At 69.5% G+C, this 12,328-nt stretch carries 12 protein-coding genes; 2 read left to right on the forward strand and 10 right to left on the reverse strand.

Annotated features, from left to right (window positions below):
* Positions 1-178: 178 nt before the first annotated feature.
* Both POL67_RS16610 and POL67_RS16615 read left to right on the forward strand, forming a co-directional pair.
* Positions 179-703, forward strand: coding sequence for a hypothetical protein (locus POL67_RS16610; RefSeq protein ID WP_271918339.1), 525 nt, complete (start codon positions 179-181; stop codon positions 701-703).
* A 7-nt stretch (positions 704-710) separates the two neighbouring features.
* Positions 711-932, forward strand: a complete 222-nt coding sequence (locus POL67_RS16615) for a hypothetical protein (protein ID WP_271918340.1) — start codon at positions 711-713, stop codon at positions 930-932.
* 16 nt (positions 933-948) lie between these two features.
* On the opposite strand, the gene POL67_RS16620 is transcribed toward POL67_RS16615, so the two are convergent.
* The 10 genes from POL67_RS16620 to aqpZ all read right to left on the reverse strand — a co-directional run bounded on the left by POL67_RS16620 (position 949) and on the right by aqpZ (position 12,271).
* Complete coding sequence (locus POL67_RS16620; RefSeq protein WP_271918341.1) at positions 949-3,066, reverse strand: hybrid sensor histidine kinase/response regulator; 2,118 nt, start codon at positions 3,064-3,066, stop codon at positions 949-951.
* A 51-nt stretch (positions 3,067-3,117) separates the two neighbouring features.
* Positions 3,118-4,761: a methyl-accepting chemotaxis protein gene (locus POL67_RS16625; RefSeq protein WP_271918342.1), complete on the reverse strand. Its 1,644-nt coding sequence runs from the start codon at positions 4,759-4,761 to the stop codon at positions 3,118-3,120.
* Between the two features lie 8 nt (positions 4,762-4,769).
* Entirely contained in the window at positions 4,770-5,309 is a 540-nt protein-coding gene (locus POL67_RS16630; protein ID WP_271918343.1) for a chemotaxis protein CheW, read from the reverse strand.
* Positions 5,306-6,733, reverse strand: coding sequence for a CheR family methyltransferase (locus POL67_RS16635; protein ID WP_271918344.1), 1,428 nt, complete (start codon positions 6,731-6,733; stop codon positions 5,306-5,308). The genes POL67_RS16630 and POL67_RS16635 overlap by 4 nt, the downstream gene beginning before the upstream one ends.
* Positions 6,730-7,326, reverse strand: a complete 597-nt coding sequence (locus POL67_RS16640) for a chemotaxis protein CheW (protein WP_271918345.1) — start codon at positions 7,324-7,326, stop codon at positions 6,730-6,732. Before POL67_RS16640 ends, POL67_RS16635 begins: the two co-directional genes overlap by 4 nt.
* On the reverse strand, positions 7,323-8,102 hold the full coding sequence (locus POL67_RS16645; RefSeq protein ID WP_271918346.1) for a response regulator: 780 nt from the start codon (positions 8,100-8,102) through the stop codon (positions 7,323-7,325). Before POL67_RS16645 ends, POL67_RS16640 begins: the two co-directional genes overlap by 4 nt.
* Positions 8,103-8,180: 78 nt before the next feature.
* Positions 8,181-9,077 carry a response regulator gene (locus POL67_RS16650; RefSeq protein ID WP_271918347.1) on the reverse strand — a complete coding sequence of 299 codons (897 nt, stop codon included), beginning with the start codon at positions 9,075-9,077 and terminating at the stop codon, positions 8,181-8,183.
* 323 nt (positions 9,078-9,400) lie between these two features.
* Entirely contained in the window at positions 9,401-10,834 is a 1,434-nt protein-coding gene (locus tag POL67_RS16655; RefSeq protein ID WP_271918348.1) for a lipase family protein, read from the reverse strand.
* A 128-nt stretch (positions 10,835-10,962) separates the two neighbouring features.
* Positions 10,963-11,343, reverse strand: a complete 381-nt coding sequence (locus POL67_RS16660) for a hypothetical protein (protein WP_271918349.1) — start codon at positions 11,341-11,343, stop codon at positions 10,963-10,965.
* Positions 11,344-11,521: 178 nt separating this feature from the next.
* Positions 11,522-12,271, reverse strand: coding sequence for an aquaporin Z (gene aqpZ / locus POL67_RS16665; RefSeq protein WP_271918350.1), 750 nt, complete (start codon positions 12,269-12,271; stop codon positions 11,522-11,524).
* Positions 12,272-12,328: the final 57 nt, after the last annotated feature.

Consider the following 12,328-nt stretch of genomic DNA (forward strand, 5'->3'; position numbering starts at 1 on the left):
ACACGCCGTTAACAATCCCAAATCCCGGCTTCACGAGTGGCTCATGGCGCGGCGGCAGAGTGTTCGTTGGTCAGGGCGCCTGTTCGAGCAGGCTTTCCGCGGCCTGGGCATTGGCGCGGATCAAGGATGGAGGTCGGTGATGCGGCAGATACGACGTGCCTTTACGTGGACCGCGCTCATGGCAATCGTGCCGGGAGGTGCTTGGGCGCAATCAACTCCGCCCGCGGCAGGGCAGCCGCAGAAGCCGGGGATCGAGGCGGCGCCCCACGGCGGTCGGCCCGGCAGGCCCGGTGAAGGCCAGGGCGCGGCCGCGCGCAGGCCCGGGGAGCCCGAAAGGCCCGTTGAGCCGCAGGGGAGGCCGCCCGGTGAGCCGCAGGGGAAGCCCGGGGACACGCTCCGCCCGGGGCAGCCGGATGCGGGCGCGCCGGCCGCGCCGCGGAGGGAGGACGACACCGGTCGCGCCGCCCGGCGGAAGGCCCAGGTCGACAAGGAGCGCCCCGCGGTGGAGGCGTCGCTCAAGCGCCAGCCGATGGATGAAGCGCTCCAGCAGGAGATGAAGCACCACGCGGAGCGTATCGCGCGGCTCGAGCGGATTCAGAAGCTCGCCGAGCAGTCCGGCGACACGGCCACGGCCGAGCGGGCCAAGAAGGTCCTGGAACAGGAAAACGCGCGGTATTCGAAGTTCATCCAGTCGCGAAAGTAGGCGATTCATGAAGCATTTGCTCTGGATTGGTATTTGTGTCCTCCTCGGCTGCGAGGGCCGCGCGGGAAGCCAGGAGAGCACGCCCGCGGGCGCGGCCTCCCAGGCGAGCGCCGTCGCGGACACCGACATCGCCGTCCCCGCCGATTACGAGGACAAGGCGACGCGCAAGATCACCACGGACAATTACAAGAAGGAGCTCGACGATCTCGAGCAAAAGGTCGGGAAATGAACGTGGGCGGGCCGCCTCAGATCAGACGCGCCACGGCCTCGAGCAACTTGCGCTGATCGAAGCGGCCCTTGACGATGTATTCGTCGGCCCCCGCGGCGCTCCCCTGCGCCAGATCCGTCGGCCGATCCAGGCTGGTCACGAGAATCACCGGCAAGCTCTTGAGCTTGGGATGCGCGCGAATCCGCTGGGTCAGCTCCACGCCATTGAGCCGCGGCATCTGGACGTCCGAGACGACCAGATCGTAAGCGCCTCCTTGCAGCGCTTGCCAGGCGGCCTCGCCGTCGTTCGCCGTGTCCACCTCGTATCCCGCGGCATCCAGGATGTTCCGCTCCAGCGTCCGGCTCGTGAGCGAATCATCGACCACCAGAATGCGTCGTTTCTTCATCGCCTCCGCCGCGTGGACCGTCTCCGTGCGCTCGCCCTGCCGACCCCGCGCCACATCGAGCAGGCGCGGCACGTCGAGGACGACGGCCAAGACGCCGCTCCCCAGGATCATCGCCCCCGCGATGCCCGGAATACGCGGGACGTTCCAGGGGAGCCCCTTGGCGACGGACTCCACTTCCCCGAGGACCTCGTCCACCACGACGCCAAGGCGCGTCGCGCCGTCGGAGAGCGCGACGACGAGGAGTTTGGCCGCGTCGGTTTGTCGGGGCTCCTGCATCAGCGCCGAGAGCCACCGCAGCCGCAGCGGCTCACCCTCGGCGTCCGGCACCGCCGCGACGCCGTCGACGACCTGCACCTCGGAGGAAGCCACCCGAAACGCGCGCGCCACGTAGGCCGTCGGGAGCGCATAAGCGGTGCGCGCCGTGCGCACGAGGAGCGCCTTCGTCGAGACCACCGTCGCCGGCACTTCCATCCGGAACGTGCCCCCGGCCATCGTGGGCTCGGCGATGCGGACGTGGCCCCCGAGCTCCGAAAGCCGCTGCTTGACGATATCGAGGCCCATGCCTCGGCCACTCACGTGGCTGATCGATGGCGCCGTGGAAAAACCCGCGAAAAAGACGATCTCGGCGGTCTCCGTGGCATTCATGCGCGCCAGCCGATCCGGCGACAAGAGCCCCCGCTCGACGGCCCGGCGGCCGATCTCGGCCGCATCCAGGCCCCGCCCGTCGTCGGACACCTCGAGCTCGACCATCATCCCGGGCGCTCGGGCGCGCACGCGGATCGTGCCCATGCGTGGTTTGCCCTGGCGCTCCCGGACGTCGGGCGGCTCGATGCCGTGATCCACCGCGTTGCGCAGGAGGTGCATCATCGGATCCCGCAGGCCGTCGAGGATCTGCCGGTCGACCTCGATGTCCCCCACGTCCGCGACGAGGCGCGCTTCGCGGCCGACGGCGTGCGCAGTCTCCGCCACCGTCCGCCGCCATTGCGGCACCACCCCGGCGAGCGGCAGCATGCGGGCGCGCTTGACGGCGGCCGACCAATCGCGGACGAGGTGCCCGGCGCGCTGCACGTCCTGCCGGTTCGCCTCCACCAGAGCATCCAGCCTGCGGGTCGCCTCCCCGAGGGCCGCGCGCAGCTCCCCCGAGGCAGCTCGCTCGATCTGCGAGAGGTCGAGGAGGCATTGCTCGAGCTCGGCGTGGCGCACGTGCCTGCGCCCCTGCGCGACCAGGAACTCCTCGGCGAAATGCATCAAATCGTCGAGGCGGCTCGCTTCGACGCGCACCGTGAACGTGGTCGACGCGCTCGCGGGGGCGCCCGGCTTCGCCGGCAGGGTATCGCTCGTGGGGGCAAGATCCGAGGAGACCGTGGGCTCGGAGACCGTCACCGGCTCCGAGGAGGCCGCGAAGACACGCGCGGCATCGAGGGGCGTGTCTCCCCCCAGAAAACGCGATATGAGGCCGATCCCGTCGCGCAGGCGCATGACCACTTCGGCGATCGGCGTGCCCTCCTGGCGATAGGCGCCGAGCGCCTCTTCGAGGCCGTGCGCGACCACCTCGACGCCCTCGCTGCCCGCGACACGCGCCGCCCCCTTGATGTTGTGGAGGATGCGGAGCGCTCGCTCGAGCGCCCAGGCGTCGCCCAGCGTCTCCGACGCCGCGAAGCGCTCGACGACCCGCGCGAGATCCTCCAGCGCCTCCGTCGCCTCGTCGCAGAACAACGGCCAAATGTCGTCGTTATCGCTCTGGCTCATCCCGCCTCTTCGCTTGCGCGCTCGGACCCTCGTTTCTCGCTGGAGACACGGCTAGAACCGATCGCTGGTGGCTTTGAGGTCGAACGTGAGGCGCTCGATGTCCACGACCGCGCCTTCGAGTTGCCGGACGCCGGTGGCGTTGTCCCGCGCGGCCTTCGAGATGCCGCCGAGCGCCGAAGCGATCTGCGCGACGCCGGAGGCCTGCTGCGCCGAGGCGCCGGCGATCTGCCGCGCCCGGGCGGAGCTGTCGCTCAGCACCACGGCCAGGTTCTCCACGATGTCGCGCACCGCCTCGACCGCGCGGCGCCCGTCGTCGCAGCGCTTGGTGCCCTCCTCGGTCGCCATCACCGCGCTCTGCGTCGCCTTCTGGATCTGCGCGAGGATGCCCCGGATCTGCTGGGTCGCGCGCTTGCTTTGTTCGGCGAGGCTGCGCACCTCCGACGCGACCACGGAGAAGCCGCGGCCCTGCTCGCCGGCCTTCGCGGCCTCGATGCTCGCGTTGACCGCGAGGAGGTTGCTCTGCTCCGCGAGATCACTCACCGCGTCGACGATCGTCGCGATCTGCGAGGTCTGCTCGGAGAGCTGGAGGATCTGGGACGCGATGCCGGCGACGCGCTCGTTGATCGTCTGCATCATCGCCATCGCCTCGAAGAGTTTGTCGCGGCCGAGGTGGCCGTTCTTCGCGGCCTCGTCCGAGATCTGCGCGACCTCACGCGCGCTCGCCGCGGCGGCCTCGCTCGTTTGCTTCATCTCCTCCACGGTCGTGCTGACCTCCGTCACCGCCGAGGCCTGCTCGGACGCCGTCCCGGCGTACTCCTTGGCGGTGGCGCTGATCTGGGTCGCGTTCGTGGAGAGCCGGGCGACGCCCTCGCGCATGCTCTTCGTCACGGTCCGCAGCCCATCGGTCATCTCGCGCGCCGCCCCGACGAGGGTGCCGACCTCGTCGTTCGCCTGCGCGCCGCCCGCGGCGACGTCGACCAGCTTGAGCTCCTCCGAGGCGCCCGCGGTGTCGCCCGCCGCCATCTTGCGGAAGACCTCGACGAGCCGTGAGATGGGCGCCGCGATCGTCCCCGAGAGCCAGAAGGCGAGCGTGACCGCCACCGCGAGGACGAACCCGATGACGAGGATCAACATGTTCCGCGCCTCGGTGTACGTGGCCTGCGCCTGATTGGACGCGGTCGTCGCCTCGCGCCGGTTGTAATCGAGCAGCGCGTCGAGCGCGACGTTCGAGGTATCGTAATGCGTCTTCGCCGCTGCGAAAAAGTCCTTGCGGGCCTCCTCGTTCTCGTTTTTACGGCTCCTCGCGAGGAGACGCGCGGCTTCTGCGAGGTGCGCCCGATGCGCATTGACGAACGCGTCGTGGAGTCTCCGCTCGTCGTCGGCGGTGATGGCGCGCTCGTACTCCTGGATTCTCTTGTCGATGGTGTCCTGCTGCGTCTTGATCTCGACCTCGATGCGCCCCATCTCCCCCTCGTTTACCGAGTCGATGTGGCTGAGGTAGAGCAGGCGAAGGTCGGAGGTATTCGCATTCAACATGCCGAGCGAATCGACGCTCGGGACGGTGTTCTCCGCGAGGTCTCTGCTGACGTTGCGCAGGTTTCCCGCCTCGTAGACGCTCACGATGCCGAGCACGCCCGAGAGTACGGTGACCGCCAGAAACCCTGCCAGCATCCTGCCGCGTATGGTCAAGTTCATGTCTTTCCTCAATCCGTGGTCGCCCGGGTTGCCAGATCCGGGCTTTCCCCCTCGCCCTGCGCGACGGGAAGTCGCTCGACGTCGATGATCGCGATGAGATCCTTCGTCATGGCTTGAATGGGACGATGCGAATCGGCCTTCATCTGCGCCGACAGTTCGTCCTCGTGAATGTCCCGGAAGCCGAGGACGGACTCGACCGCCAATCCGAGCGGCCCTCCCGCGCCCTCCACGACGGCCATGGCGCTCGCGCGCTCTCCGCCCGCGCCGAGGATCGACGCGAGATCCACGACGCCGACGATCTCGCCGCGGACGTGCGTGATGCCGAGCAGCCAGCGCGGGAGGCCCGGCAGCGCGGTGATATCGGGGATCGGGACGATCTCGCGTAACACCTCGACCGGGATCCCGAGGCGCTGCGTCGCCGCGCCGACGAGCGCGACCCGGGCGGCGATCCGGCGAGGCCCGTCGTCGTTCGCCGTCCCGGCCAGGCGCTCCGCGCGCCGCTTGAGGATCTCCTCGCGCGTCGCGACGTTTTCCTGTCGTGCTTTCATAACAGTCCTTCCTTGACGAACCGTACGGCGTCGAGGAGCTGCCCCGCCGTGGTCTCGCCGTCCTCGAGCTGCGCGTCGGCTGGGGAATTCACGAGGAGCGCTTCCAGCGCGCGCCCTTGCGTGATGGCCTGCCCGACCTGACCGGCTCTCTGCAGCGCAACGACGTACCAATAACGTGCGAGTCGGTGCTCGGGCCGCAAGAACAACGTTCGCCGTAGGTCCTCCACGGCGGCCTCGGGTTTGCCTCGCTCCAGCGAGAGCTGGGCCCGGATCATGTATCCGATCGGCGCCGTCGAGGGCTGCTCGAGCAGCGCCGTGACGACCGTGAGCACGGCGGCGGGGTGGCTCAAATCGGCGCGACGTAAGGCCTCCGCTTCGGCATCACGAGGGTCTGCGGGCGCCGGGGCCGCAGGCGGCGCCGGGGTCGCAGGCCGCGCCGGGGCCGTAGATCGCGCCGGGGCCGTAGATCGCGCCGGGGCTGCGCGGACCGACGCGCGCGCCGGCCGCCCTGCCGCGGGGAGGGTTGCGCGCGCGCCCGAAGCGGAGTGCCCTGCGCGCGAGGAGCGAGGCGCACGGCCGCGGCGGCTCGATGGCACGGGCTGGTCGGGCTCGAAGCCCGGGGCGCGTGAGCGATAGATGCTCGTGCTGTCGTGGCCCACCTCGACGAAAAATGCCGTGTTCGGTCGAGGATCGGCAGGTGCTACGATGAGCAGCCCGCCGGGCCGGAGCACGCGGTGAAACTCGCGATACGCGTCGGCGATCACGCTCGGGCTGAGGTAGATGGCGACGTTCCGGAAAAACACGGCGTCCACCGAGGCCGCGGGCAACGTCGCCGCATGGTGCACCACGTGCCCCACGTCGAAGTTCACCGCCCGCCGGACGAGGTCCGCCACCTCGGCGCTCGTCCCTTCTCCGCGCCGAAAATAGCTGGCCGCGAGCCAGGCCGGCGCGTCGCGAAAGGCCCACGCGCCGTAGACGGCGGCGCGCGCCTTGCGGATCGCCTCGGGGCTGATGTCCGACCCGAGAATGCGGACCCGCGCGAGCGCGCTCGCGCCGAGCCGCGCGTGGACGGCGATGGCAATGGAATACGGCTCCTCGCCGGTCGCGCAGCCAGCCGAGAGCACACACGCGCTCGCGAGCGGATCGGCGGAGAGCCGCGCATGGATCGTATCGACCAGAAAATCGAAATGGCCGTGATGCCGAAAAAAAAACGTCTCCCGGACGGTGAGGTGGTCGAGGAGCTCGGGCAGGAGAGAAGGCCACGTCGCCGGTTCCCGCTTCAGCGCCTCGACCGTGGTGCCGCGACGAACCGCGATGTGTTCGAGCCCGCGCGAGGCCTGGACCGCCCAATCGTCGCGCGGTGAGAGCCCACTCGCGCGCGCGATCGCGTCGAGCAACGCGTCGAGCCCGCCCTCGCCGCTCATCGCCCCGGCATCTCCTCGTGCCCCGCGCGCGGAGCCTCGGGAGGTTCGTCGAGCGGCGGGATGTCCGAGGTGGCGATGAGGCGGCTCAGGCTGAAGAGGAGCACGAGCCCCTTGGCGTCGCGGAGCGTCGCCCGCACGTAAGGCGCGATGGGCAAACTCGCCCCCGGGGCATTCGTGCGCTCTGCCAGCGCGAGCACGCTCACGCCCAGCACTTCCTGCACGACGAGGCCGATTCGCTGCTCGGCGTGCCGGCAGATGACGATCTGATCGTCAAGGTCGAGCGCCCGCCCTCGGCGTTCGATCCGGGCCGCCACGTCCAGCACCGGGAGCGCCCGACCGCGGAGGTTCAAGAGCCCGTGCACCCACGGAGGCGCTTCGGGCAAGGGCGCCATCGCGGCCGCGGGGACCGCGCGCTCGACGACGTCGAGGGGCAAGGCGACCCGCGTCTCCTCGACCCGACAAACGACCGCCTGGATCTCGCCCGCGAGGGGCAGCGGTTCGTCGACTTCGTGTGCCGACGTGGAGCGCTCGAGCTCATAGAGGCGTCGCTTGAGCTCGGCGATTTCCCGCCCGATGTCATGACGCGTGCTCACGGTCCCCCCGATGCTCGTGCCGGTCTTGCGAGCTGCGCGGAGACCGCTGCGACGATCGCGCGCGCGTCGCCCGTCTTGCGCAGATGGCCCGCAGCGCCGAGGCGCTTGGCCGTCGCGCGGAGCAAGGTATCCGGTTGGTTGGAAAAAAGAACGACGGGCGTCCGGTGAAAGACGCCATTTTGCGAGAGCCGTCGGAGGAGGGCGCTGGCGTCCTGCTCCGCGATGGACAGGTCGAGCAGGATCAGCGCGGGCGGCTCTCCGGCGAGCGCTTCGACGGCGGCCGCCGATGTGTTTGCCGTGAGCACGCGAAACCCCGCTTCCTCGAGCGCGCGCTGCACGACGCGGAGCACGGTGCGGCTATCGTCCACGACGAGGATGGTCTGCGGCCGCGCCGCGAGGGGGATGGCCTCGCGCCCCCGACGTTCGGCGCGCGCCGGGGCGTGGCTCTTGCTCTGTGTGGCCGTGCCCCGCAGCACCTCCGAGAGCGCCCGCACCGTCTCGTCGACGAGCCGCAACGCGTCCTCGGGGCTTCGGCTCGTGTCCCGTCGCAGATCACCCACGGCCCCCTCGAGCCGGTATGCGAGGTCCCGGAGCGCCGGCAGATCGACCATCAAGAGAATGCCTCGCAGCGTGTGGGCGTCGCGGGAGAGCTCACGCACGGCGGCTCGATCCGACGGGCAGGCGCGCAGCGAATCACGCGAGCGAACCAACGAGGCGAGGAGCAGCTCGGATTCCTCGAGGAAATCGCTCATGAGGAGCTGGTGCTCGGAGGCCATTTCGTATGCTCTGTCTTTCTCTGCGCGGATCGTGTCGACGCGCCGCGGGCCGAGCGGCCGAGCGGCGGCGCCAGGATCTCAGCTCCCTGGGAGGAGACCCGACCGCACCTTGTCGAGCCACGCCCTCGCCGCGGCTTCGTCCCGGGAGAAATGTCGGTGTAGGGGCTTGCCGGTGAGCTTCGACACCGCACGCTGGACCATTTCGAGGACCACCTGAATATGGAAGTCCGCACCAAACGCGGCCATTGCGTGGGGCGGCACGCGCCTGGCCCACGCGCTCATGTGATCCCGCGCCGCTGCATCGAGGGCGACGGTCTCGGACATATCAAAAAGGATGAGATAATAGGAACGCGGGCCGGCCCACTCCTCCAGCTGCGAGAGAGCAGCCTTGCCGCTGCCATTCGCGCCACCGCTCCGCGTCTTGAGCACCACGAGGTCCGGCGGCTCGATGGTGATGTCGAAGCTGCCGGTTTCCTGGTCCGGCGTCCTCCTCCTCGTGGAAGGGGGACCTTCGCTGCCGCTTTGCCGGGTCGATGCTTCACCGAGGGGGTCCGAGAGGAGCGCGGATGCGGACATACGCACCCGGCTCGACGGCTCGACGAGCATCGCGGCTTCCAGCGCGCCGACGAGCTCCTGCGCGTCTTCGGGCTTCTGGATGGCGCCGTCGGCCCCGAGGCGCTCCGCAAGCTTCTGCAAGACGCCCTTGTGCATGTTGCTGCACAGGATCACGCGTACACGCGGCGCGGTGAAGGTCTCGCGGATCATGCGCATCAGACGCGGGCCGTCGAGCTGCGGCATATTCACGTCGAGCAACACGACCTCGCAGCCCGTCTCCCGTATCGCCTGCAAGCTCCCCTGGGGCCCGTGGTGAAAACGCGCGACCAAGCCCGCGCCGTCGAGCGTCCATGCCGCGCGCCGGCCGAAGTCGTCGTCATCGTCGATGATGAGGACTTTTTTTCGAGGTGCAGCGATCACCCCCCGCCGCGGAACCCTGAGGGCTGTGTTGCGATGATTCAAAATCTCTCCCCATCGTTCGGATTAACACAATCAACAGCCCGGCGTCAATCGCCATCACCGTGGTCTGTCCACGAAAAGGCCTCGACCCGTCCACCGGCTCGACCAACTGGTTGACGCCGCGGGTAACGTCAATACGATGACGATCGCGCCCCGCGTCGCGCGACGCATGGTCAACGTAGATACCACGGTGATTGGGGCCCCGCGTTGCGCGGCGCGCTGGTGTACGTGTGCTGTCCCCCCCTCCATGGATTCCGCGTCTTTCTGGGACGCGGAATCCATGATTACGGCGTCGGGGTTCCCGCGCAGGTCACGGGGGCGCTCGTGGCGCAGGCCTTCTCGAATGGTTTGCCTGCGACGCGATCCCCGAGGAAGGAGAGGATCTCCGGCAGCGCCCAGGTCGTGGCCTTCGTGTGCGAGGCGGAAGCGCACTCGAGGTAACGCATGGGCATCCCGGCGTCGCACAGCGCCCCGAATGCGACGCGCTCGGTCGGCGTATCGACCAGCGCGTCCGCCTCGCCCGTGATGAAGAGGATGCCATAACTCGCCGCGTCCTTCTGGATGCGCGACACGCTCGTGGTGGTCAAACCATTCTCGGCCGCCATGCAGCCCCACGGCGCGAGCTCGCCGAGCTTCCCCGACGCGGCCGCGTCGAGCATCTCGGGCTGGAAGATGGACGTCAGCATGTCCTTGCCCGAAAGGAAATCCCCCGGATCACACCCCGCGCCCAGGGCGGCCGGGACCTCCGCGTCGAGCGGCGGGAGCAGCACCTCCGCGAGTTTGTCCTCCGCGCCGTACCAGCCCGCGCTCGCGCCATAAAAGGCGACCATGTTGTCCGTCGATTGGCGCTTCGTGGTGAGCGCGAGCGTGCCCTCGCCGAGCATGTCCGCGGGCGGGACCGTGGTCGCAATGCCTACGATGTCGAGTTCGCGCGCATAATAAGGCGCGAGACGATCCACCCAAAGCGCCGCGTGCCCGCCCTGGGATCCACCCACCACGGCGAGGCGCGCCGAGGGCCGCGCGCCGCCCTCGCGGATCTCCTCGGGCAAACGCAGGACTGCGCGGGCCGCGTCGAGCGAGGCAATGGCCGTCGCCTGACCGACCAGGTACGGGTGCAAGAAGCCCGTGGGCGGCGGCTCGTTCTTGAGGCCAATGTAATCGGGAGCGACGACGACATACCCAATCGACGCGAGTGCGGCTGCGAGCGCCGCGGTGTCCGTTTCTGCGCTCGGGCCGCAGCCATCGGTGAAGCCGCTGGTGCCGTGCAGGACCATGAGCGTCGGCAATGCCTCGGCGTCCTCGGGCACGCTCGTCGGCCACGCGAGCAGCGCCGTCGCCTCCACCGCCTTGCCGCGATCCTGCGTCACGTACGTGAAGACATGGGTCACGACGTCGTATTTGAGCGAAACGGGCAGGTTGCCGAGTGTCTCGGCCGCGAGCGCGTCGAGCAGGCCTTTGGGGTACGTGGCCGTCGCCCTGTGCGAGGTAATCTCGCCGAGCGAGAGATCCCTTTGCCAGGCGTGATCGGGCTGCCCGCAACGGGCCGGGGCATCGGCGAGGGCGTTGGTCTCGGGGGTCCCCGCGACCTCGGGGGCCGGGATTTCCGGCTTCCCCGGGCCACTCGGTGGCGGAGGACTGTCCTCCCCGCCACATGCGGCGAGGGCGAGGGTGCTGCCAAGGAGAATGCCGCGAGCGCGGCGATCAAAAAGGTACCTCATGGGCCGCGCACCTTACGCGTTGTGCCGCGGGACGACAATGACCTCGCGCGCGCTGCCACGCGGAGCACGACCCTCGAAGCGCGGATGTCAAAAGGATGCGCGACGGAAACGCGGGCGCCGACGTTGGATCAACGAGCCGCGCTCGCCGCGCGTCCGGAGCGCCAGAACAGGAAGCCTGCCACCAGGGGCGCCAGCGCCGCGACGAGAATCGAGCCTGCCACCAGCGTTCGTCCGCAGTCGCCGGCGCGAGCGCTCATCCACGAGCCCGGATGAAGCGCCACCACGAGGAACAAGGGCCCCTGCGTGCGCCAGCCCGCGGCGCGCAGCCGAGGCGCGAAGGCCGCGCCCCCCGCGACGAGCAGCGTCACGACCCACAGGATCCAGCCGAGCCGCTCGGCGCGAAGGATCGCTTCCATCGCACCCGGACCCGAGCACGCAAACGCGGAACCCTGGACCGCCAGCATGGCTGCGGCGATCCCCGAGAGGCACAACGGCCCGAAAGAGCTCATGGGGCGCATTTTCAGAAAGGCAGCTAAGCAAACGGTCTCGAGCTGTCAAGCGACGTCGCGTTTGTTGCTATCGCATTTCCGGAGCCGTGGTGATGGGTGTGGCGCGCGGCTCCCCGGCGAGGGGCGGCGCTTTCAAATCGGCGGTGGGTGGCCCGGCTGGATGATTTCGATCGTCCCGTCACGCCCGCGTGGGCACCTGCTCGGCCGGCCCTGGCGGGCCCGGGCGCGCCTTGCGGAGCACCTGATCCGGCTCGAGCGCGCGCGCCGTGAGCCCCGCGAGCGCGGCGCCGAGGAGCGGCGCGACCCAGAACATCCAGAGCTGCGCGAGTGCCCATCCGCCCACGAACAGCGCAGGCCCCGTGGAGCGCGCAGGGTTGACGGAGGCATTGGTGATCGGGATGTCGACGAGGTGAATCAACGTCAAGCAGAGGCCGATCGCGATCCCGCCGAACGTATTCATCGCGCGCTTCGACGTGGCTCCGAGGATCACGACGACGAAGAAGAAGGTCAGCACGACCTCGACGAAGAACGCGGACGACGCGGCATAGCCGGCGGGCGAGTGCGCGCCATAGCCGTTCGCGCCGAGGCCGCTCGCGACAGGGTCGTAGCCGCCGGGCATGCCTCGCGCGACGAGCAGCAGGAGGCCCGCGCCGACGACGCCGCCGATGAGCTGGGCCACGACGTACGGCAGCACTTCCGCGCGTGGGAAGCGTCCGGCCGCCGCGAGCCCCACCGTGACGGCCGGGTTGAGGTGCGCGCCCGAGATGTGGCCGAATGCGTAGGCCATGGTGAGCACCGTGAGGCCGAATGCGAACGCGACGCCGAGGTTTCCGATCTTGTCGCCCGCGATGACCGCGCTGCCGACGCCGCCGAGCACGAGCCAGCACGTCCCGACGGCCTCTGCGATGATCTTTTTTCCGATGGACATGAGAAGTCCCCCCCTTTCCCCGCCCGGAACGTGGGGTAGGGCGCGCGCACGTCCAGG

Source organism: Polyangium mundeleinium, from assembly GCF_028369105.1.
Lineage (GTDB): Bacteria > Myxococcota_A > Polyangia > Polyangiales > Polyangiaceae > Polyangium > Polyangium mundeleinium.